The organism is Soonwooa sp. (assembly GCF_032062245.1).
Classification (GTDB): Bacteria; Bacteroidota; Bacteroidia; order Flavobacteriales; family Weeksellaceae; genus Soonwooa.
In genome coordinates, this window is the sequence record NZ_DAMBQF010000009.1 from 38,005 (window position 1) to 62,047 (window position 24,043).

The window sequence follows — 24,043 nt, forward strand, 5'->3', positions numbered from 1 at the left end:
TCATTTGCACCATAACAATTAAAAACGATAGTTATGGACATAAACGACATTTCTTTTGAAAACCTTCCAAAAGCAGTTGCCCATTTAACGATTGAAATTGCAGAAATCAAATCTTTGGTTCAGAAAGGACAAATGCAAGAATTTCCCGAAAAACGTATTCCAATCGGTATTGAAGAAGTAAGCCGGATAATTGGAAAAGCAAAACCTACGATTTACACGCTTGTACGAGAAAGAAAAATCCCTTGCTACAAAAACGGAAAGAAACTCTACTTTTTTGAAGATGAAATTTTAGAATGGATTTCTAAAGGTAAGAAGAAAACGCTTCAGGAAATCGAAACTGAAGCTCTGAAATATCATCATAACCGAAATAAATAAATTGGTTATGGACGGGCAAAAATTCTTATATCAATCTGATACTCCATCAAAAACAATTTATGATAGGGCAATCACATATCTGAACGAAAAATATAGAATTCGGTTTAATGAAATTGCGTTGGAGCTTGAAATACAATTGAAATTTCATCCTGAAGATTGGACGGCTTTGAATATCAATTCACTGTTGATAGAATTAGCACAATCCGGCATCGAAATAAGTATGAACAAGTTGGAAGTTCTTGTCAGAAGCCATTTAATCCCAAAATACAATCCTATTCAGGAATACTTTGAGCGATTGCAAAAATGGGACGGACAAGATTATATCAAAAAATTGGCAGCTTATGTGAAAACAAGTGATGACGAGGCTTTCTCTTATCATTTTGAAAAATGGCTTACACGAACAGTCCTATGTTCACTAAAAAAAGGATATGTAAACAAGCAGTGTTTGGTATTGGCAGCTCATCAAAACTCCGGAAAAACTTCATATTTAAGGTTTTTAATTCCATCAAAGCTTGAAAATTATTATACCGAAAATATTTCCATAGACAAAGACGGAATTATTGCAATATGCAAAAATTTGCTCTGTAATATGGACGAATTAGCTGTTTTGTCTAAATCAGATGTTAATACTCTGAAATCTTTTGTTTCCAAAAGCAGTGCAAACGTACGACTTCCTTATGCCCGAAAAGCCGAAAACCTTGAGCGAACTTGTTCTTTTGTTGGTTCTACCAATCGGACAGATTTCCTTTCTGATGAAACAGGAAGTGTGCGTTGGCTGGTGTTTGAAGTCTTTCAAATTGATTTTTCATATTCAAATGAAATTGACATTAATAAAGTCTGGGCACAGGCTTATTACAATGCCTTTGAAAGAAAAAATTATAATGCCGAGCTTACTGCAACAGATATAGCCGAAAACGAAAAGCGAAACGAAAAATATGCACAAATTTCTATGGAGCAAGAGCTTATTTCGGCTCATTTTGAGAAATCTGAAAAAATCGAAGAATTTCTCACAGCTACGGATATTATGCTTGTCATTAACAACGCTTTAGGATTGCGATTGAATAATATAAAAATTGGCAAAGCACTCACCAGTTTAAAATATCAAAGGATAAAACATTCTAAACTTCAAGTGTATGGTTATCTCATCAAGAGAAAAATTGAGTAAAACATACTTACCAAAGTTACCAAGTTACCTGTGATTTATAGTGAATTAATAATCAATAATTTATTTAGGTAATTAAAAGTAAAAAATATTACCTAAAACTACCTGAATAAAAATGTGGTAAGAAGGTAAAGAAAGGTAATTGTGAAAATATGTCTTAAAACCCTGTTAATCAATGAAAAGGCAATCAGGTAAGAGAAAATAAAAATAATAGCATTTAAAAACGACAAAATGAATTGCAAACAATTCAACACGATAAAATTAGAGGAAATCCTCCAAAATCTCGGACACTTTCCCACGAAGCAAAATGAAAAAGAAGCGTGGTATCTCAATCCATTCGGAACAGAGATACAAGCCTCTTTTAAGCTCGATAAAAAACAAAACCTTTGGTATCTTCATTCGGAAGGAATCGGCGGAAACAATACCGATTTTATGCAGAAATATCTGAATGTTTCGGTAAAAGAAGTTTTGGATTGGGCAAAAAAACAAAATTTTTCTTCTTTTCAACCGCAAAACACAAATCAAAAACAAAACAGTTCAAAGCCGAACTATCAAATTACGGAAATCAAAGAGCTTCAAAACGAAAACCTCAAAAACTATCTTCAGCAAAGAGAACTTTCATCAAAGATTTATCCATTTGTCATAGAAATTCATTTTACTGTCGGAGGAAAAAATCTTTATGCTATTGGATTTGAAAACCTATCCGGAGGTTGGGAACTGCGAAATTCGTTTTACAAAGGTTCACTTTTGAAAAAAGACATTTCAATCATTCATTTTAAAAATGACATTCAAAATCAAATTAAAAATAGCGATAATTATCAAAGCAAAATCGGGAAAAATGTAGCCGTTTTTGAAGGCTTCATTGATGCCTTATCATTTATAGAAATGCAAAAATCCTATAAAGGAGATTTGCTCGTAATGAATTCCATTGCACTTTTAAATAAGACCAAAGAGCATTTGAAAGGTTATTCCAAAATCAATTTGTTTTTAGATAATGACCAAGCCGGAATGAAATGCAAAAACGAAATTTTACAAACCTTTCCCAACGTCAAAGATTATTCGGAAATCTACAAAAATCACAAAGATTTGAACGAGTATTTGGTCGAACGAATCAAAATTGAAATCGAAAAACATCATCAAAGAGAGCAGCAGGAAAATCAGCAAATCACTCAATCATACAAAAGAAAACGCTGATGATGAGCGGAAAGTGCGTGTGCATATTTTTTACCAACTATACGCAAAAGTTAGGAGCTCATTCGCAACTTTGAAGGTCGTTCCTCCCAACAAAGTTTCTCCTTCGCTCTGCGAGGCTTTTTAATCTGTAAAAATAGTACAAGGTCAGCTTTTCCGAACCTGCGTAAAATGAATACAGGTAAATCAAGAACCTGCGTAAAACAGATACAGGTTTCAATACTTACAGCATTATATAATTCCACACATATACATTGATTTAAAAACGCAAATATGAAAACTTCCATTAATTTCAAAGCAGCCAAATCCGATTCCGAAATCCATAATTTCAGGAAGAAATCCTTTGACTATATCCGTAAAGATTTAACCCCGAAAAACGAATACTGGATGGAGCAGAAAATCGCAGACCGAATCCAAAAAATCGAAACCTACTGCAAAGAAAAATCAGGCAGAAAATTACAGAAAAACGCAATGCCGGTTCGTGAAGCCGTTGTGGTAATCAAAGAAAATACAACAATGCTCGAACTTCAAAATTTGGCAAAAAGATTAGAAGAAGAACTGAAAATCAGGATTTTTCAGATTGTCATTCACAAAGACGAAGGACATTACGACAAGGACACTAAAGAATGGAAACCGAATTATCACGCTCATTTGGTTGCGGACTGGCAGGATTTGGAAACGGGTAAAACTTTGAAGCACCAGTCTTTTCATTATTCCAAAATGCAGGATATGGCGGCGGAATGCTTGGAAATGGAAAGAGGAAAATCCAATGCAGGAATTCAGCGATTGGAAGCGGTTGAATTTAAAATCAAGAAAAAGGAAGAGGATTTGAAAGTTTTGGAAGAACGATACAATGAAATGAAATCCGAAATCGGTTCTAAAAAATTTGAAGAACTGATTGTGAAAGAACCGGATTTTCTTGGATTTCAGAAAATCAAAACAGATAAAACCATCAAAAATTATGAGAAAAACTTTAAAATTCAAAATATGAAACTTCACAGAAACAAAACCGAACTTGATTCTAAATTGAAACAAATTTTAGAGCTTACTACAAAAATCGAAAGTTTGAAAAAAGAAGTTTCTCTTTTCAAAACCAAAAACTCCACGCTCCTAAGCAATGAAATGGTTTTTGCTGCTGAAAAGAAAAAATATCTGGATTCCGTTCAGAACACACTCGAAAAGGCTATCCGGTTTGAAAGACTTAAAAATCCTTATTTGAAAATAGAGAATCATCAACAATTGGTTGAAGAATTGAGCAGAATCGTAGACAAAGTTTCAAAAGATAACAATATTCCTGTTTCCGCTTTTGGGGAGATTTTTAAGAATACAATGAAAGTTGCTGATTTGTTTACACTTTTACGATTTGGGGACAGAAATAATAATCAGCCGGAAGACAATAACATTCAAAACTATAGAAAGAAAAAGCTCAGGCGTTAATAAATAAAAGTATATCCTTGTTTGATAGAAAAATGTAAGCGGATGGAGATTTCCTTTCAACTTTTTACAACACTGCGTTCTCAAAAGTATTTAAACAAACTTTAATAATAGACAGTCATACAAACTAACATTTTTAGAATATTTCTGTAATTTTGTTGTATTGAGAGTTTGCGGTAATACTATGGCAGAGTCGGAAAAACAGAAATTAATTCAAATATTGAAGAAAAATTATGGTAATTGAAATCGCAAAATGTACAATAATTGTTTTCGGAATATTCTTTATATGCGTTGGAGGTATTATGCTAATTAAGCCTGAAATGGCGAGAGAGACTTTAAGAAAAGCGGGAAGCACGAATTTTATAAACTATTCCGAAATAACAATCCGAATGATACCGGCAATTGCATTAATTTTATGTTCAGATTATTCAAAATATCCAGAAGTTTTTAAAGTATTTAGTTGGTTTATGCTCTTCACTTCTTTTGTTCTTTATTTTGTGCCAAGACATCTTCATCATAATTTTTCAAACAAAGCAGCTGACATATTAAAACCACTATATTTTCAATTAATCTCACCTTTTTCATTTATTATCGGGCTAATAATCAAGTACTACTGCTAACAGCGATTTTGCGTGACTGTTTTTAAAGAACAACTAAAAAAGAAATATCTCGGCTTTTGCTTATTCCATTTCCTCATCTTGCACCAGCAAAACCTGTTGATTGCTTAATCGCTCCTTTAGCCATTGTTTTATTTTCTCCTTATCTCCGTTTTTGAGTTTTTTGTCGGCATTATACAATACCAGGAACTGAACTTTTGTGCTGTCGGTATTCGGATATTTTTCTATTTTCCCCAACTTGATATTTTTAAAATCTGGAAAGAGAATGTTCATTTCTTTTACAAGATTGGGTTCGCTGACTTTATATTTATCCAGCTCCTGCCGCAGGTCACTAATTGTTATATCCTTTTCGGAAACGGAAGTATTCTGTTTGTTGATTTCGCTTAATATTTCCGATTTGATGTCTTCCTCATTCTGCCTAAACGTCAGTACGGTATTGTGAATGCCTTTCTCGTCAAGCAATCGGTTATACATCGCTATTTCATCTTTGTTGAGTTTTTTATTCAGGAAAGCGATGTCTACCGTTCGTGGACTGGAATTGTAGTTTAGTTTTTTAAAGATGACCGTAAATCCACGGCTGCTGAACTCTGTATTGATGAAATCTTCAACGGTATTGGTAAATTTCTTCTCATTAAAGAGATTATAAGCTAAATAAAAGCTGGGAATAATCATTATCATTACCAACGTAGTAATGCCCAATCGGATTTGTTTTTCATAACGCTTGCCCTTGAAGTTCGTAGCGGGATATTTTAAATATTTAACTACAAAAAATGTGGCAATACAAATGAAGAAACAATTGATAGTGTACAGGTAAAATGCTCCTGCAAAATAGGAAAAATTAAAAGTCGCTAATCCGTAACCTGCCGTGCATAAAGGTGGCATCAAAGCGGTAGCAATGGCTACTCCAGGAATGGGATTTCCTTTTTCTACCCGTGTAATGGCAATTACGCCGACCAATCCGCCAAAAAATGCAATAAGCACATCATAAATATTGGGTGCGGTTCTTGCCAATAATTCTGACTGTACATCTTTAAATGGACTAAGGTAAAAATAAATCGCAGACACCATAAGACTTACAACTGTTGCAATCAGTAAATTTTTCATTGATTTTTTAAGTAGAGAAAAATCGTAAGTCCCTAAAGCGAAACCTGCGCCTACAATCGGTCCCATCAATGGAGAAATTAACATTGCTCCAATAATAACGGCTGTTGAATTTACATTCAGCCCGATAGAAGCAATAATAATGGCACAAGCCAAAATCCACAGGTTGGAACCACGAAATGAAATATTATTAAAAACATTTTCGAGGACTTTGCTTTTTTCTTCCTCCCCTTTGTGAAGATTAATGAAGTCAACTATTCTATTGATCATAAGTTATATTGGTTTGTTCAGGTATTCAAATGGTGTCCGCAGTTATAGCAATATTGGGCATCATCCCGATGACCTTCCTGATTGCAAAGGGAGCAAACAATTCCGTTAAGCCTGTTATGTTCTTTATCCTTATCCTTATCCTGCTGTTGCTGACTGATACGCTTTCCAACTTCTTTCGCAACTTCCACACCTACTATTCCAGTCGGAACAGCAATAATACCGTAACCTGTAACCATCAGTATCATTGACAAAAACTGCCCCAAAGCTGTTGTGGGAACCATATCGCCATAGCCCACCGTAGTAAGAGTAACAATGGTATAAAATACACTTCTCGGAATACTTGTAAAACCGTTTTCCGGTCCCTCAATGTAATACATCAATGTGCCAATCAAAACGGCAATAATCAAAACCGTATAGAGAAATACCAAGATTTTTGCCCGGCTTGCCATCAGAGCTACTTTCAGTCTTGATGACTCTTCTACAAATTCAATAAGACGGAATATTCTGAATAATCGCAATAACCTTAAAATCCTCAGACTGCTCAGTATATGGCTTCCTGTAATGAAAATGGAAAGGAACATTGGCAAAATGGAAAGAAAATCAATAATACCATAAAAGCTGAAAATATACCGGAAAGGCTTTTTGCTGACAAAAATCCGGAGGGCATATTCCAGCGTGAAAATAATGGTAAAAATCCATTCTAAAACAATAAGTTCTTTATGATAAGTATGGTCAATACCCTCCACTGTTTCCGCCATTATCGTAAAAACACTCAACAAAATAGCAATGAGCAGCCCGATATCAAAAGCTTTTCCAGCAGGAGTATTCACACCATAAATGATGATGTACATTTTTTGACGAAACAGGTCAAGTTTGCTCTTAGGATTTTCAAAATAATTGGGCATAGGTAGGTTTTTAGCTGTTATTGTGTTTCTTACTTTGGTTGCTTAATACCAGATAACCCAATACACCGCCAATAATAGATGCCGCAAAAATGCCGACTTTTGCCTGTACCTTATATACTTCGTGCGAGAATGCCAGCTCGGTTACAAATAAGGACATTGTAAACCCGATAGAAGCCAGAAGCCCTAATCCTAAAAGATTTTTAATATTCATACCATCCGGGAAAGGGGCTATTTTCAGTTTTGTACACAACCACGTAAAACCTACTACACCCACAACTTTCCCTACCAATAAGCCCAAGGCGACACCAACAGCAACATTAGTGCTGAGCAGCTCATCAACATTAATATTCAATACAGAAACGCCTGCATTGGCTAAGGCAAAAATGGGAATGATAACAAAGGTCACAAAGGGGTGCATTGCGTGTTCCAGTTTTTGCAATGGAGGAATGGCGTTATTGGTATCCGTATTGACATTTTCGAGGATGTGCAGCTGATCATTGGTCAATGTCGGAGCCGAGTTATCGGGATCTGCATTGGCAAATTGTCCCAAATGTTTTTTTATCCTTGTAATGAAAATATCCTCTTTTAATTTAACATCGGCAGGGATGGTAAATGCTGCAAGAACTGCTGCAATTGTAGCGTGAACCCCCGATAGTAAGAACGACGACCAAACTCCGCCAATACCTAATAATGCGTAAAATAAAATACTTCTTACCCCCATTTTATTGCCAATATACATCGCCAAAAGAAAGAATAACCCCATAGCCAGATTAATCATCGAAATATCAGAAGTGTAGAAAAAGGCAATAACCAATACAGCACCCAAATCGTCAACAATCGCCAAAGCTGTTAAAAAGACTTTTAATGCCAACGGAATACGACTGCCCAGAAGATAGAGAACGCCCAAAGCAAACGCAATATCCGTTGCCATAGGAATTCCCCAGCCGCTTTGTACTTCGCCGGTCGGATTAAGTGAAAAATAAATAAGCGCAGGAACGAGCATCCCGCCAATTGCTGCGGCAATAGGGAGCATTGCGTTTCTCGGGTTGGAAAGTTCTCCGGCTACGATTTCTCTTTTCAATTCCAATCCCACCACGAAAAAGAAAATAGCCATCAGTCCATCGTTTATCCAATGATGGAAGCTATATTCCAGATAAGTGCTGCCATTAAACTGAAAGCCCAATTTCTGTTCAAAAAAATGGTGGTATTGAAGATGTAAAGGTGAGTTTGCCAATATCAATGCAATAATTACGCTGATACCTAATATCAATCCGCCTGATTTTTCCTGCTGGATAAATTTCTGAATAGGTTTAACAACCTTATCGATAGGAACTTTTTTTATTTCATTCATCTTATAACCTTATTCTGATTTTTAATGACTAAAAAAGACTTTGAAATTAAGTCTTAATCTATTATCGAAATACAAAAATAGAAAATATTGAACGACTATTTCTACAGATGCTCGTTATAAGTACAATGTTGTCTTGATATTACCGGAGCGTAAAGACGATTAGATTCAGAAAGTTTCCATTTTTTCTGCCTATTCCGTATCAGATAAAAAATACCAAGATTTTCATCAAAGCCGGGTGCTTTAATTCTTTTTCTTTCGGTATATTTAAGCATTCATTACAAGATGCTTTTCAGGTTCGGTGTATTTTATTTGCTGGTCTTTAATTTTTTTGCTGGTTTTTCCCAGCAGAGCAGTGTTATTCCCTTTTCGGAATTAGAAAAAATGACGGAAAACGGAGATTGCAAAAAAGTGTTATCTATTCTCGATTCTTATAAAAATTCGGACATTGATTCATCGCTGAAAGCGGATTTTTATTTTACCAAAGCGTATTCTCTCAATCAATGTGAGAATTATAAGGAAGCAGAAAAAATATTGCAATCTCTTGTGAAAGAACATAAAGACGAACTGATTAAAAACAGAAAGCTGCTTGGTAAGATTTATTTTGAGCTCGCTTATTCTGCCAGCGGGAATTACAATCAGAAACACGAAATTTTTTATACACAGAAAGCCTTGGAGGTAATGGAGGGATCGCCTCATCTTTTTGAGAAAGCCAGGATCATCTCTACCTATAATGATCTGTTTTATTATCAGAATAATTACAATGATCTGAATGGTCTGGACCGGACAGAAAAAAAATTCCGGGAAATATTTAATAAGATCCCTGCTACAGACAAAAATTTTCCGCACGCCAGAAGAGTGTTCAGGAAAATGCAGATGATCGTTGCCTTGATGAATAAAAATCCGGATGAAGCTATTGCTATCCTGAATATTTTCCTGAAAGAAACCGCCTCCGGAACCGAAGAGGACCGGAACTACATCAATTCCTGCTACTCGGAGATCGCAGGATTTTATTACAACGAACAGGATTTTCTGAAATGCATCAGCGCTTCGGAAAAATCCGCAGATTACGCTCTGAAAACCGATTATCCGCATTACCGGATGATCGCCTATTCCAAGATCGGCGCTTCTTACCTGAAGCTGAAAAATTACGAAAAAGCGCTGTTCTGGATTAATTCATCTCTGGAACTGGTAAGGCAGAAAAAAGATTTCAATTCCAGCATTTATTCGTTGAATATAATGAAAGCAATGGGTTTTGCCGGTTTGGGAGCGTATGAAAAAGCAGCAGATCTTACAGAAAAAAGCATTGCAGATATTATCCTGAAAAAGACAGGAAAGCAAACCAAAATAAAGGATTTGAGTTTTAATGATCTCAAAGACCTGAACTCCAATTATTTCATTAATATCTTTGTCAGTTCGGGGCATATTTTTCTGGATAAGTACAAAAAGGGACGTCAAAAACCTGATCTGGAAAAAGCGGAAAAATTATTCCTGATCTCTTCGGAGATGTTCCGGGAATTTTATTTGAAAGGCGAGTTTAATCCACTGCTGCATAGCCTTCATACCAAAATTACGGAAGGACTGCTGAACATTGCTTTTGAAAAACACCGCAATAATCAGAGCATAACAGCAGAAATTATCGGGCTCATAGAACGTAATTCTTCCAAGCACCTTTACAAAGAATTTCTTCATAAAAGAAATGTTTCGGATGATGTTTCCGCCAGTTTCCGGATTTTGACAGAGGACAAACACAGCATTCAGAATATACTGGACCACTTGGAACAAGACCAGCAAATTCTGAAATTTTATGTCGGGACAGAAGATATTTTTCAAGTATCGATAATGAAAGGGAAAATAGAATTGCTGAAATTGGGAAAAGCCAATGGAATAAAAAAATTAACCACTGATTTTATAGGAAAAATTAAAACACCTTTAGTTCTTCCGGACAATTCCGAAGCCCTGACAAAAGTCCTGCTTCCAAAAATATCCGCAAAAAAAATCATCCTGATCTCTGATGATTTTCTGAATTATCTTCCTTTTGAATCTTTACAAAAAAACGGAAAATACCTGTCTGATCATTTCGATCTTTCTTATCATTATTCTCTTGCTCTCTGGCAGATGAATCATTCCGGAAAGCGGAAAACTCAAAGCAAAATTTCTGTATTCGCCCCTTTTTATCAGGCAGGATCAGAGTTTAACGGTTTTGGGACACCGCCTTTGAAGTTTGCGGAAAAAGAAGCACAGGACATCCTTACGCGCTATTCCGGGAAATTATTTTCCGGCAAAGATGCCACCAAAACCAATTTTTACAAACAAGCCAAAACTTCGGATATTCTTCATCTTTCGATGCACTCTATTTTGGATGAGAACAATTTCCGGAAATCCTGTCTTTTGTTTCAGAATAATATTCCGCTTTATTTTGAGGAGCTTTATAACCAAAATATTCCTGCGGAAATGGTCGTTTTGGGCGCTTGCAATACCGGGAACGGCTACCTGAAGAATGGCGAAGGAATTATGAGTATCTCTCACGCTTTCACGTTGGCGGGAAGCAAAAGCAACGTCTTCAGCTTATGGGAAATTCCCGACCGAGAAACGGCTGAATTAATGAGCTATTTCTACAAATTTCTAAAAAAAGGACAACGAAAAGATGAAGCGCTTGCGAATGCAAAACGGGAATTTGTAAAAAACAATCCGCTGAAAAATCATCCCTATTTTTGGGCAGGATTTATCGTGAACGGAAATACTGATCCGATATCGGGGAATGTTGATCAATGGATTTTTTGGATGCTTTTTGGAATTGTTTTTATAGTTTTATTGGGTTTAGTAGTTAATTGTAAGATTAGAAAAACTTAATCGAGTTCCGACAACAGTTCCTCCGCTTTTTCTTTATAAATCCTGTTGTTTTCCAATGATTTAAGATTATCTTTTGCTTTTTCGGCATTCCCTGTTTTCAGGTAATTTAATGCTTCATACCAGATAAGATGCTCTCTGAACGGGAAATTTTCTTTATTGATCTTGGCAAAATCGCCGGCTGCGTTTTGATGATCTCTTATGCTCATTTCTGAGATTCCTTTGTAAAAAAGGGCTTCATCGTTCCCGATCTTTGAGAACCATACCACTGCGTTTTGATAATCTTTTTTATCATACGCAGAAAAAGCTTTGTCGGTTTCGTTTTCCGCAGTTCCGCTTCTTACCACAGGATGTGAGAGATTCGGAAATTCCCGGAAATTTTCCGTGTACAGATTTTCGTAATCCGGTTTGTGATTATAAAAAAGCAAGCTTCCCAACGCAACCAAAAGAACGAATGAAGCTGCGACAGCAATCCATTTCATCGGGAATGTTCTTGCAGAAGGTTTTTTATCGAAAGATTCAAGCTGTTTTTTGAGAGCCGCTCTTTCTTCTGTGGCGATTGCTTTTTTCAGTTTTTTCTGAAATGTAAATTCTTGCAGAAAAACAGCATCGGATCTCAGAAGCTCCTGAAATTCCAGATTTTGCTCATCAGTAAGACGACCTTCGAAATAGGCATTTATCAGGTTTTCTTTTTCCATCATTTTGTTTTTAGTATTTCTTTTAATTTTTTCAAACAGCGGGATTTCTGGCTTTTCAGCACATCTTTGCTGCTGTAATCAAGGAGCTGTAAAATTTCGTCCAGATTTTTCTCTTCATAATAGAACAATTTCAAAACCTCTTTGCACTGGTTTCCCAGTTTCAGAAAAGCTTGCCGCAGGTTCATTATCTCCGCATCATCATTATCATCGTCAAAATCCCAATCTGCAAGATCTGCAAGCTCATCAACAGATTCTTCCGCATACCATTTATTTTTCTTTTTCAGCCTCCGGAAGATCATAAACTTTCCCACAGAAAAAAGATATGTGGAAAGCTTTGCTTCCAGGGTATCGAGCTTTCCTTTTTGTGCATTTTCATACACCGCAATTACCGCATCCTGATAAATATCTTTTGCTTCCGCCTCTTCCAGATCATACTGCCGGGAAAACCGCAGAAAAGCAGACCAGTTCTCTTTATAAAAAAATTCCAGAGCAGCGTTATCTCTTGCCTTCAATCGTTCAATCAAGTTCTGCTCATTGTCCATTAGTGTAAAAATATCTTAGAAGTAAACAAAACTAAAAAAAATTCCGCAGATGTTTACTTTCCGGAAGCTTCTGCACTAACTCTAAATATGTAATCTCAAAATAAAATGTTTTTATGAAAAAATTCTCTCTGCTTTTTGTCCTGCTTTCTTTGTCCGGAACCTCTCAGATTACAAAAATTGCTGATTTTGCTTTTCGCCCGGAAGTTGTTCTCAACGGTAAAGCTTTGTTTATGGGAATTGATCCGACTCACGGAAAAGAGCTTTGGATCTCCGACGGAACCGAAGCTGGAACTCATCTCCTGAAAGACATTATACCGGGAACCATCGGCAGCATTCCGTATTCTTTCCTGAAAGTCGGGAATGTTGCTTATTTCCAGACCGATAATAACCAGATTTGGCGGACAGACGGAACTAATGTCGGAACTTACCTCGTGATGTGGAATCCTGATATTGTCAGACCTTTTCCAATGTTTGAGCAAAATGGCTGGATTTATTTTATGGAAAGGGAATCCGGCAGCAGCAGATTTCTCTGGCGGATGAACGGAAATCCTAACAGCGAAGTTATGGTAACTCCAAAGTCAACTTTTACCGATACTACAGGTTATATCCGGCTGAATGGTACAGACTTTCTTTTCAATGGAAGAACAGCATCCGGCGGTTGGGCGATCTGGCGGAGCAACGGCATCGTGAACCAAAGTATGATAGACCTTACCACAACAACTGCTTTGAGCAGCTATACACAGCTGAACAGCGCCAAAAATATAGATGGGAAAATTTATTTTTCGCCCATTACCGAAACTTACGGATGGGAACCTTGGACAACAGACGGAACCGCTTCCGGAACTCAGCTTCTGAAAGACATCTATGTTTCCAATTATTATTTTGATAATTCGGCGGCATCTAATTTTACCAAAATGGGAGGTCAGATCTTTTTTGTAGCAAAAGACAATATGCACGGTCTGGAACTTTGGAAAACCGACGGGACCGGAGCCGGAACAATGATGGTAAAAGAGATCTGTCCGGGAAACAACAACAGCGGAAGTCAGCCGGAAATTCTTTTTGAATACAATAGCTTGCTCTATTTTCAGCAGCACGACGGGACATCCAACCAGCTTTATAAAACTGACGGCACAGAAGCCGGAACGATAAAGCTGACCAACCTCGATTATTTCTGGGCAGGCTACAGACCTTTGGTAAAAGACGGAAAATTATTTTTTACCGCCTATACGCTTCAATATGGAGAAGAGCCTTATTTCATAGATCTGGAAACATTGCAGATCACGATGATCGCCGATATCAATCCGGGAATAGGCTCATCATCTTCCGCCGAATTTTTTGAGCTGAACGGCAATGTTTTCTTTACGGGAACTATAGACGGAACTATTTATGGAGATAGGACTTTCCGGATAAACCCATCTGTTCTTTCAGTAAGTTCTGAAAAAAAATCTGATATCAAAATTCATCCAAATCCCGTTTCCGACATCCTGAATCTCTCCGAAAAAGCAGACAAAATAGAAATAACCGATCAAAACGGAAGATTATTGAAAACGCAAAACAGCTGTAAATCAGTAGATGTGAAGAATCTTGCATCGGGAATTTATTACCTCAAAATCATCAACGAACAAAAAAAGGAAATCAAAAAATTCATTAAAAAATAAAATTTTGTTATGAAAAAATCATTACTTACCTCATTTTTATTGTTTGGCATATTTACAGGCAATGCTCAGATCTTTGACCGGATAAAAAATGCAGCGAAAAATACTGCAGAGCGGAAGGCAGAAAATAAGAGTGGCGATATTGTAGACAAAGGTCTCGACAAAGTGGAAGAAGGCATCGAAAACATCTTCAAGAAAAAAGATAAATCTAATAATAGCAATTCCCAATCCGGCAATACTAACAGTTCCGGTGCTAATCAAAATACCACCCAAAACGGAAATACAGATTATAGCCAATACAAGGGTTCTACCTTTATTCCCGGAAAAAATGTGCTGTTCTTTGAAGATTTTGCAACGGCAAGATTAGGCACGGGTAATACCAACTGGCATATGTACGAATATGATCCGTCCGCAGATTTTGAAAGACCCAATGTCAGAACTATTTCCGCATCAGGTGGAAACTGGCTGAAAATGCCCCGCAAAGGATTTGTATTCCCGAATAGCTTTAAAAATCTGCCCGATCAGTTTACACTTGAGTTTGACCTCTACGCAGATCCGCAGACGATGTCTGAAATGGAAGGTGGCTTACGGGCTAATTTCGTGGCATTGGATGACCGTAAGGAATACAATATGTACTTTGCATCGGAACCTTCCATAGAGCTGGATGTGCATCCGCACGGAAGTACAAAATTTGTATATATTTCCGCCCAATCCGAGTACAATTCCAATATATCCAAAAAAGAATTGCTGTTTGAGAATACATTCAAATCTGATTGGAATACCGGTGCAATAAACCGTGTATCCATAGACCGCAACGGAAAACAGGTTACACTTTATCTCAACGGAAAAGAAATGCTCAACATTCCCAACGGGCTTTCCAAAAAAGCACAGTACAATCTTATTTTTTCCACCAATATGTGGGGCGATGGAATGTATATGAGCAATATCCGCCTTGCCGGAAACATACCGAATGCCACACAGGAAATAAAAACTGCCGGAAAATTCGTTACCAATTCCATTTACTTTGATGTCAATTCTTCACGCATCAAACCCGAAAGCTGGGCAACACTTAACAATACCGCACAAGCCATTAAAGCCACATCAGGAAACATTTTAATTGTTGGACACACAGACAGCGACGGTCCTGACGATGCCAACTTGAAGCTATCACAAAGCCGTGCTGCTTCGGTAAAAAATACTTTGGTAAGAGAATTTGGAATAGAGGCTTCCCGGTTAATTTCCGATGGTAAAGGAGAAAGCCAGCCTGTAACCTCGAACAACACTGCTTCGGGAAAGGCGCAGAACCGCAGAGTGGAATTTATCAAACAATAAAACTGGCGGTAATGAACAACGCACTAAAATTAATCATTGTAGCCTTTGTCGTTGCTTCCTGCAGTGGCAATACCGAAAATGTGAGTGTTCCCAATGATTTCAATGCTGAAACGATTATTTCCCAGCAAAACAACCTGCAAAAAATCCTGACCAAAGAAATGGTAGCGGCAGTTGCAGGTGTGCCTGTTGATAAGATTGGCGAACACATCGAAAACAATATTAACCAACAAGGACAATATACCATATTGTATAGCTGGGCTAACGGAAATAAGAAAAAGGTAGCCGGTGGCAAACACGAGATTGATGATTATAACAGTTTCAGCATTGGCTTTATAAAGAAAATGACCCTTGCGGAATTTGAGCAATATTACGGAACGAATGAAGGGTTACAGATGCAGGTAAATAATATGGCGAAGCAGGAACATTTCAACAAAGAAACCGGAACCGTAGAATCAAAATACATTGCCGACTATGCAGGCAGGCGCAAAACGGAAAAGCTCGAAAACGTAGCTACAATGTCATTTTGGGAAACCCCGATGAATGCCTTGCACGTACTGGCGAAAGACGCTGCCTTTACCATTACTGCCAATTTTGGCGATGACGAGGCGTTAGCAAAGAAAAAAGCATCCGAACTTGTAAACGCTATTTTGAACCCTTAAAATTACCGGATGTGAAACTCTATTTTTTGATGATTGCGATGCTGATTTCGGTATCTGCATTTGCCGAAAAAGTCATTATTGCCAACTGCTCCGAAGGTGGTGGTTGCACTTTTGAACTTTCGGATTTTGAAAGCAACTTGTTTAATAATGATTTTGGCAGGGACATACAGCCCGATGACATCATTGTATTGGGAAAAAAGAAAAATGGCGAAGACCTGCTGTATTTGGACAAAAAATCCAGAGAAGATATTGACAGGGAGTGGGGCGGCGATGGTTACACACAAATCGGTCTTTTCAACCCGTATCTGCAACCTATAGATGGTGTTTGGAATGTGTCATACGGGGCTTCCGCTGGAAATGATTGCTATGGTATCGGCAATATCGGTTCTTTTATCCGGAGTAAAATTACACCTGGAACCGTTGGAAAAGGGAATGTCAACTTTCAATCTCCTTTTAATCCGGCGCAATTGTTTCCTTCCAACGAAATGCGATGGGTAAAGACGGGATACAATACCTACAAAGGCATACTCGATTTTAATTCCAATAAATCCGGAGGTATGAAAATGTACTATACTATTACCATTGTAAGCAGGAAAAAAATAGAAACCTTTTATACAATAGAAATAAAAGTGCCTACAAAAGAAACCTGCATAGGTAAAGTTCCCGTAACCTTTACACTCGTAAAAGAAAAACCATCAGCAGACCCTTTTGGAAGTGACGATCCTGCAGATGATGACTTATTACCAGTGAAACCTAAAGGCGATGACAACCTGCTCCCTGTAAATCCTAAAGGAGATGACCTGCTTCCCATAAAACCAGGCAATAATCCGAAGCCAAATGTACCGAGATTGGAAGACAATTCTATGCCGAACGTTCCAAGATTGGAAGATAATCCAAGACCAAAAGTGCCTCGAATAGAAAATTAAAAAAATGAAAAAATGAAATTAATAAAAATATCAGCTGCAATAACTGTGCTTTGCCTTACTCTGTTTTCCTGCGGAAATAACGATGACAAGAAACAAAACGGCAACGAAATCAATTTAGATGCCGTTATCAATAGTAAATCCAATGATACCAATGCCAAAGGCGACAACGAATGCCTTTTGGATTATCTGAGCAAGTATGATGCGCTTCTTGAGGAAACCGATGTTTTAAATGCTACCGGATTTTCTAAAGACGTGATGGAAACAAAATACAATAAGGTTTTAAAGAACGCTGAACACCACGAATTTCTGTACAAATTCAAGAATGGCAGGGTAGGCAAAGTACGAGGTTGGGACCGGGAAATGGAGTTGCCTGATGTGGTAAGCATCCGCTCCATAAAACCAATGTCGCTTGCAACCTTTAACCAAAGCTACCAAGCCATAACAGACGAGCAAATGCAGGCGGCAAACGATGCTCTTGATGAAATTGCCGAAGGCAATTCGGGCGATGCGGATGCAGATAAAGCTTTGCAAAAGGCAAAAGAGCAGAATGTAAGTAAAGAGCAAATCAAAAAAACCGGTGGGGCTTTGACGGGGATGTTCAAAGAGGTTTCCGAAGGTTACAGAACCGTAGAAGGATTAGGCGATGCCGCAACCTGGAATGTCGTTACCAACGAGCTGGTTGTTTTGCAGAAAGGGGTAAAGTTTGAAATCGTGGCAGACATCAGCAACGACAACGAAAAGAACAAATCGACCGCCATAAAATTGGCGGAATTCGTATTGAACAAATGTAAATAATATCCAGATGAAAAATTTGCTCTTAATAATATCCCTGCTGATGAGCCTTACCGCTTGTTCGCAGAAACAAAAAGGCAATCTCACCATTGCGATATGCGAAAAGGGAAATGGCTGTACCGAAGTGCTGAAAAAGTACGATAAAAATGAAATAGCACAAATTCTCAAAAGACCGGATTTGTTTTCGGATAGAAAAGAAAATTCCATTTTGGTCATTGAAAAATGCGATTTCAAAGAGGAGAACAAGCTGACCATACCGCAACTGCATACGCAATATGGCGGAAAAGGCGAAGCAAAGAAAATAGCAGATTTTGATTTGGAAAAGTACCTCAAACAAAACCAATGTTTGCCTTGTCCTAATCCGACTAAAAAAATCAGTGTTAGTGTTTCATCTCCGGAATTTTCGGGCAACAGCTATTTTTTTATCAGTTGGGACAAAAAAGAAGCCTATATGCCGAACGACGCTTTTCAGCAACTTTACGCAGGACAAGAAGGTTTTTCGGAAATGACGGTTGATGCTTTTTTCAAAGATTACCAATACATTTCCTACCTCAACCATCCCGAAAGTGGCAAATGGAAAAGCAATATGCCTATTGGTACGAGTGTGATGAGCTTTGGAAACGACAAGGAAAATGAAGCCCGGTTCAAAAGAGATTTTAAAGCAACAGGAAACAAAAGACCACATCTCAATACGCCTGATTTTCAATATGAATACCGCGGTAAAGATGATGAAGGTAAACCGCTTGTTTTTTGGTTAGGGCCGTCTTATGACGTGTGTTTGCCACCGGGAAAATTTGATGCGCTCGGCTTTTTCAATCTTGGATATATTGCGGTGGATGGCATTGCCTATTCCGTAATGGAAATTTCCGGTCCGGATATTAAATTCCGTATAACAGCAATCGAAAATGGCAGTTACAGCTTTAACACGGCAGGTTATAAAAGCATCGGGCGATAATTTTTAACAACAAATACGATACATTATGAATAAAATACTCCTTACACTATTCGGTGCCTCGCTTATTTTGTCGGGGTGTGGTGATACGGGTAATAAAGCAGGTACTTCATTGGTAGAAAAAACCATCGAAGCCGCCACAGGTAATAAAGTGGATGCCTTGGATGTGAACCACATCGAAGACAACAATGCAGTAGTAGATGTAACCATAGGCGATGAAAACCTGCAAGACCATTTCAAAAAAGGTTTCGGGAGCATTACCGCTTCCAAAGAAACCATTGCTATTACCATTGCCCAAGTCGATAACGGGCAAGACAATATCCTGATTGGCTTTACCGGAAAAGACCTTACTGCCTTACGCCCCATTGCAGGTAAAATGGTTAAAGGCGAAAATGACGGATTTACATTTTCGATAACCAGAGTAACGGATAATGCAATGGATGTGCAACTGTCTTTTGAAGCCGAGGGCGAAATCGTTTCGCTGCAAAAAGACAAAATAGTCATAAAAGTAAAAGGTAAAACCGGAAGCTCGGCAGATGCGGAAAACCCCGAAAAATGGAAATCCTACGAAGGAACTATTACTATGAATTATCCTGTATTTCAGGCATTGGGAAGCGAAAAAGAAGACTTTATTTATTAAAAGCCCAAAGTGATGAAACAACTATTCTTCTTCATTTTTCTGCTTTTCACTGCGAATACATTTGCCCAACAATACAATTTTTCCGAAATGTGGGTTTGGGAATATACCAATGCCAACGGTAAAAAGGCACAAATGGCAATTTATCGGGAACCCCAATTAAACTATTGGCTGTTTACACCAGATGATGCCGGTTTCCGTGAAACGGACGATATGACCTTATGGTTTATGCTGAAGCCAAACGGCGAGGTGTTGCAGGCATATCAGGACGGAGAAGAGAACAGCGGGAAAAAGTTGATAAAACACCGTCTGTACCCCGACAAAAAAGCCAAATTACCCGATTATTGGAAAGCTACAGGGAAAAGCAAATATTTTGGAGATACTTTTTCCGGCTTCCCTAAAATAAAAGGATTGGAATACAAAGTCAGCTATAATAAAACCAATGATAAATCCACGTTGTATCTGGCAACTACAAAGGCAGATTTGTCTATGCTATCGCTGTTCAATGATTTGAATATAGATGCGAAGCTGCCCATTTGTTTTCCAAAGGATATACCCGGTAATTTTATCACGCTAAGTGAAAATACGGTATTTCCCGGCGGTGGTGTTCAGTATGTTTTCAAGTACATTTCGCAAACAGAGTATTATATAAGCCTGTCAGATTATCTGGAATAAGCATTCAATATTAGCTAATAAATATTTGAAATAGCGTGTTTGCGAAGGTTTTTAAAGAGAGATCAATATTTACCCAAAATCTTTGACCATTATTTCTACGTTTTCGGCAGCAAAAAAAGCTTATAAATTTCGGGAACTACAATAGTGGATATTACATTTAAATACTCCATTCACTCAAAAACTCACGCTTTCTTTCCCATTCAATTTCTGCTTTATAATTATTTATTTGATTTTCTATAAAGTGAAGATGTTCCAAATATTCTATGTTATTTAAGTTCTGTAAATAATCTCTCAATTCTTCATAAATTGAAATTTCCCCTCTAATCTTTGGTATTCTACTATTAACAGTAACACTATCTCCTGCATAAAAATCTAAACTTCTAAAAAAATCTACATTGGAATTCTTTTTCAGAATGATATTTAAAAAATTATATTTTGATTCATTAAATACGGATACAACTATATTAAATAATAATCTCATTACTCTTTTGTCAGAAGTTTTACGTACCAAATAATAGAGAAAATTCAAACCATTTTCTCCGCTTCCTTGAAATATCGTTGAAACTTCGGAACGTACATTTTTAAAAAACATTGGAAATTTACTTGAAAACTTCACAATGTCTTCAAAAACTTCATTCCTGTTTTCTAAATCCCACAACCTTTTAAAATCATTTTCTAAAAAATCATTTCTACTGATAAATGTTTTATCATCAAAGGTTGATTCTAATAGTTCAATGATAAACTTTGGATTTTTTTCAAGAATTAGTTTTAAAGTCTCTAAATCATAATCAAATTGCCTGCTTTTCGAATCCAAAGCAAGGTATATAAATTCTATATTTTTTAATCTACTTATAAAAATATGGTTGTAATCATTGTAAAGATATTTGAAGAAATCATTGTGTACGAAAAAATTAGGAGAATTAGTTTTTAAAATTAAACAGTTTAATACTTTATTAAGTTCCTTTTCAATATCAATATCTAAATTTTTAAATTTCACAAAAATATCCTCAATAAAATTTATCCATACCGTTTTTTCATCTTTGAAAAAATCCATTAAAATTTCATAGTCTTGAAATGTAACCAACTCAACTGGTAAATGTGATAAAAATGGAACTATGCAACCTCTATCAATTTTATTTTCAAGAATTAAATTCCTTAATAATTTTGACTTTGATTCATCATACCTAATATCTCTGAATATCATTCCTATGAATAGATACTTTGAATATTCATACTTGAAAAGTTCTTCAAAAACTTCGAGAAAAAGATTAAAATCGGTTTTTGAAAGTTTTATAAATATATGAGAAATAGAATCTTTGATTGTAGAATATCCCTCAAAATATCCTTTTTTATGTTTACTAATTACATCTATCTGTCCCAATAAAATTTGATATTTCTTAAAATCAAAATTTTTCACATACTGATACAGCAATTCTCTTTTATCTTCTGCTCTTTCATTGAGCAAATACCATAAATCAACTTCTTTATTTTTAAATTTTCCTTTTAATTTTTTATCGTACTTTACTTTGTAAGATTCTAAACTTTTAAAAAATCTATGGACGATTTTTGTTTCTCTAAAATTAGGTTTAGGTAGAAAGTTTTCAAGGAAGAAGTTAATAATTAAATCTTTGTCAAATTTTATGACCACATCGTATTGAAGATAATGATGTGCATATCTATGTTGCTCAAAAAAATCTAAAACAAAATCTTTTAGATTTCCATTTTTGTAGCAATCAAAAATAAAATTCCATAATGTACTTCTAAATTCTTTTTGTTCCTCGGATAAATGGGTTGGAATTTGATTTGTATAGATTGTATTTCCGTCCCAAACTGTGGATTGAAAACTATCAATCAAATATTTAGAGGCAATGAAAAGTATAATTTTGGAATAAAAAATTTGGTCTTCGCTTTGAACTTTATTATACAAAAAATCAAATAATTTTATTTGAGTTGCATAATTTAGATTGTGGTCATATTTTCCATAAGTGAAAGATTGGGTAAATACTTTAAGCAATTTTGAAAAATTAAGAGGGTTTAATAAACCATACTTTACAAGTAAGTCCAACGAAAGTGAAAATTTATCAGGAAACTGTTGAAAGTTTTCCAAAATTTCTATAATTCTGTCATCATAGGTTTCTATGTGATTGCTATTATAAATTTCAAAAGGAAGACTGTTTAATTCAATAATATTATTTGTTGGGATAAGTTTATGAATGAACAGCAATGATTCTGTTGGCAAATAAAACCAAAAATCTTTTAAAAATTTCAAACATTTGGTTTCATCTTTATTTATACTTTCCCATTTTATTTTTATGTCATCTATAATCAAAAGTTTTACTTGTTCAAAACCGTAATTGCTGACAATAGGGGTAAGCAATTTAACCAAAGAAAACTTATTTTCATCTACATACAAATCAAGAAGTAACCTAAATGGGATTTGTTTTTGTTTGATAAAAACAGAATAAAAAATGTATTCCCCTAAAATTTGGTCTGCAATTTTATATGAGCTATTAAATTCATCCGCAATTTCATACTTAAAAAGTAACTCAAGATTTTCAATCAATTCATTTTTTGAGATTTCAAAATATTTTTCGATTTCTTCAATAGGTTTTGTATGGCTAAAATCAATCGTTCTAAATAATGATAAAATTCCTGCGGTTTTGATTAATTGGCTGTCTGCGTTTAATTGTTGATTAACAGATGAAAAGTACTCCTCCAATATTAAGGAAGCATTGTTGAGTTTTTCAATTTCGCCGTTGATTCCTGCAAGTGCAGCCATTATTGCAATTCGCGGATTTCCTTTTGAAATAGAATAAATTTTGTCTATATAAAAATCAGAAATATTGAAATCAGGCGATTGTAAGATTTTTCTCAATTCATCTTTATCAAAATTTTTCAGTTCGATTAATTGATAGGTTTTAAGTTTTCCTTGAATTTCATCTTTAACATAGTTTCTAACAGTGAAAATCAGTTTTAAATTTCCTTTATTAAAACTATTTTGGAAATTAATGATAAGGTCAAGATTACTTTTTAATTTATTAGCATCATCAATTACAATGATATAATTTTTGCCTTGTATAATTTGAATTTTTAAATCTTCCCAAATGTCAAGTATCCCGTTTGCTCTTATATATTTTGCTTTATAATCCGAATTGCTTTTTTGGAATTCTTTGACCAGCTCTAATGAAAATTTTGTTTTTCCCACACCAGCTTGTCCCGAAATAATTAAAATATCATTGTTTTTAATCAATGCAGCTCCATCTTCTAATTCCTTATCTCTATTAAAAAAATGATTGGAAAGAGGTGTTGAAAATTTTGATTTTTCATATTGTGAAATAAATTCATCAACTTCAAGTATTTGACCTGTGTCAATAGTTAAACCTAATTCTTTAGCAATTGATGGATATTCTTTGAAAATTATGGTTGAAAGAGCATCGATTCCTATAACTTCTAAACCAACAGCAGTATTGAAAGAATTTTTATGCTTGTTCAGCTCTTCCTGAATAGAAGTAGTGATTTTATTATTACAGATTAGTATTATTTTAAGAATTTTTTCCGATGGGACATCAGTTTGTTTAAAACAATGTTCTATGTCTTGTTTCAGCTTTGGAAGTAATCTTTTTTTATCTGTGGTAGTGATTTCATTAAAAATATAGAAGTCTTTAATCGGAATAAAATTATCGGGAGTTCCTTTTTTTGATTTTTCTTTTCCTAAAACAAAACCCGTTGAATTAATAATTTCATATTTATAGGAAAGATATAGTCTGCATAAGTTTGCAAACTTATCAGCATTACAACTGTATAAATTCTGTTCAATTAAAGTTATCATAATTATTAATATCGTTGAGAGTTTAGTTTGTTTCTTACAAATATATTATCTATAATAAATTTCTCAAAATCTTAATCTGTAAATTGTTTATAA

The 24,043-nt window shown here is 35.8% G+C and carries 20 protein-coding genes; 14 read left to right on the forward strand and 6 right to left on the reverse strand.

All coding sequences use genetic code 11. The annotated features are described in order from the left end of the window. The first annotated feature begins 33 nt into the window (after positions 1–33). From RT037_RS06830 to RT037_RS06850, 5 genes are all read left to right on the forward strand, one after another. Positions 34–375 carry a helix-turn-helix domain-containing protein gene (locus RT037_RS06830; RefSeq protein WP_313029251.1) on the forward strand — a complete coding sequence of 114 codons (342 nt, stop codon included), beginning with the start codon at positions 34–36 and terminating at the stop codon, positions 373–375. Positions 376–382: 7 nt separating this feature from the next. Further along, on the forward strand, positions 383–1,540 hold the full coding sequence (locus tag RT037_RS06835) for a VapE domain-containing protein (protein WP_313029253.1): 1,158 nt from the start codon (positions 383–385) through the stop codon (positions 1,538–1,540). A 228-nt stretch (positions 1,541–1,768) separates the two neighbouring features. After that, a complete protein-coding gene (locus tag RT037_RS06840) occupies positions 1,769–2,731 on the forward strand; it encodes a toprim domain-containing protein (RefSeq protein WP_313029256.1) in 963 nt (320 codons plus the stop codon). Positions 2,732–3,001: 270 nt separating this feature from the next. Continuing rightward, positions 3,002–4,165 (forward strand): hypothetical protein, encoded by a 1,164-nt coding sequence (locus RT037_RS06845; RefSeq protein WP_313029258.1) that lies wholly within the window; start codon positions 3,002–3,004, stop codon positions 4,163–4,165. A gap of 230 nt (positions 4,166–4,395) precedes the next feature. Then, positions 4,396–4,782: a hypothetical protein gene (locus RT037_RS06850; RefSeq protein WP_313029261.1), complete on the forward strand. Its 387-nt coding sequence runs from the start codon at positions 4,396–4,398 to the stop codon at positions 4,780–4,782. Positions 4,783–4,842: 60 nt separating this feature from the next. On the opposite strand, the gene RT037_RS06855 is transcribed toward RT037_RS06850, so the two are convergent. Genes RT037_RS06855 through nhaA form a run of 3 tightly spaced genes read right to left on the reverse strand, consistent with a single transcriptional unit; the run spans position 4,843 to position 8,406 of the window. Then, positions 4,843–6,150, reverse strand: coding sequence for a DUF389 domain-containing protein (locus tag RT037_RS06855; protein WP_313029262.1), 1,308 nt, complete (start codon positions 6,148–6,150; stop codon positions 4,843–4,845). Positions 6,151–6,167: 17 nt separating this feature from the next. Continuing rightward, positions 6,168–7,055 carry an ion transporter gene (locus RT037_RS06860; RefSeq protein WP_313029263.1) on the reverse strand — a complete coding sequence of 296 codons (888 nt, stop codon included), beginning with the start codon at positions 7,053–7,055 and terminating at the stop codon, positions 6,168–6,170. 10 nt (positions 7,056–7,065) lie between these two features. Next, the gene (gene nhaA / locus RT037_RS06865; RefSeq protein WP_313029265.1) at positions 7,066–8,406 is read right to left on the reverse strand and encodes a Na+/H+ antiporter NhaA; all 1,341 of its coding nucleotides are present in this window, start codon (positions 8,404–8,406) and stop codon (positions 7,066–7,068) included. Between the two features lie 381 nt (positions 8,407–8,787). Here nhaA and RT037_RS06870 point away from each other — a divergent pair, with 381 nt between their 5' ends. Next, the gene (locus tag RT037_RS06870; protein ID WP_313029268.1) at positions 8,788–11,256 is read left to right on the forward strand and encodes a CHAT domain-containing tetratricopeptide repeat protein; all 2,469 of its coding nucleotides are present in this window, start codon (positions 8,788–8,790) and stop codon (positions 11,254–11,256) included. Here RT037_RS06870 and RT037_RS06875 read toward each other — a convergent pair. After that, positions 11,253–11,954, reverse strand: coding sequence for a hypothetical protein (locus RT037_RS06875; protein WP_313029271.1), 702 nt, complete (start codon positions 11,952–11,954; stop codon positions 11,253–11,255). The two genes, RT037_RS06870 and RT037_RS06875, sit on opposite strands and share 4 nt — an antisense overlap. Continuing rightward, complete coding sequence (locus RT037_RS06880) at positions 11,951–12,493, reverse strand: sigma-70 family RNA polymerase sigma factor (RefSeq protein WP_313029274.1); 543 nt, start codon at positions 12,491–12,493, stop codon at positions 11,951–11,953. Before RT037_RS06880 ends, RT037_RS06875 begins: the two co-directional genes overlap by 4 nt. 149 nt (positions 12,494–12,642) lie before the next feature. On the opposite strand from RT037_RS06880, the gene RT037_RS06885 reads away from it, so the two are divergent. From RT037_RS06885 to RT037_RS06920, 8 genes are read left to right on the forward strand one after another with little or no spacing between them, the layout of a single operon-like run. Then, complete coding sequence (locus RT037_RS06885) at positions 12,643–14,151, forward strand: T9SS type A sorting domain-containing protein (protein ID WP_313029278.1); 1,509 nt, start codon at positions 12,643–12,645, stop codon at positions 14,149–14,151. A gap of 9 nt (positions 14,152–14,160) precedes the next feature. Beyond that, on the forward strand, positions 14,161–15,480 hold the full coding sequence (locus tag RT037_RS06890) for an OmpA family protein (protein ID WP_313029280.1): 1,320 nt from the start codon (positions 14,161–14,163) through the stop codon (positions 15,478–15,480). Positions 15,481–15,491: 11 nt separating this feature from the next. Then, positions 15,492–16,139: a hypothetical protein gene (locus RT037_RS06895; RefSeq protein ID WP_313029283.1), complete on the forward strand. Its 648-nt coding sequence runs from the start codon at positions 15,492–15,494 to the stop codon at positions 16,137–16,139. Between the two features lie 11 nt (positions 16,140–16,150). Next, positions 16,151–17,065, forward strand: coding sequence for a hypothetical protein (locus RT037_RS06900; protein WP_313029286.1), 915 nt, complete (start codon positions 16,151–16,153; stop codon positions 17,063–17,065). A 12-nt stretch (positions 17,066–17,077) separates the two neighbouring features. Next, positions 17,078–17,860 carry a hypothetical protein gene (locus tag RT037_RS06905; protein WP_313029289.1) on the forward strand — a complete coding sequence of 261 codons (783 nt, stop codon included), beginning with the start codon at positions 17,078–17,080 and terminating at the stop codon, positions 17,858–17,860. 7 nt (positions 17,861–17,867) lie between these two features. Next, a complete protein-coding gene (locus RT037_RS06910; protein WP_313029292.1) occupies positions 17,868–18,812 on the forward strand; it encodes a hypothetical protein in 945 nt (314 codons plus the stop codon). A gap of 25 nt (positions 18,813–18,837) precedes the next feature. Then, positions 18,838–19,449 (forward strand): hypothetical protein, encoded by a 612-nt coding sequence (locus RT037_RS06915; protein ID WP_313029295.1) that lies wholly within the window; start codon positions 18,838–18,840, stop codon positions 19,447–19,449. A 12-nt stretch (positions 19,450–19,461) separates the two neighbouring features. Further along, positions 19,462–20,121: a hypothetical protein gene (locus RT037_RS06920; protein ID WP_313029298.1), complete on the forward strand. Its 660-nt coding sequence runs from the start codon at positions 19,462–19,464 to the stop codon at positions 20,119–20,121. A 157-nt stretch (positions 20,122–20,278) separates the two neighbouring features. Here the strand turns inward: RT037_RS06920 and RT037_RS06925 are convergent, their stop codons facing one another. Next, positions 20,279–23,950, reverse strand: coding sequence for a hypothetical protein (locus tag RT037_RS06925; protein WP_313029302.1), 3,672 nt, complete (start codon positions 23,948–23,950; stop codon positions 20,279–20,281). Positions 23,951–24,043: the final 93 nt, after the last annotated feature.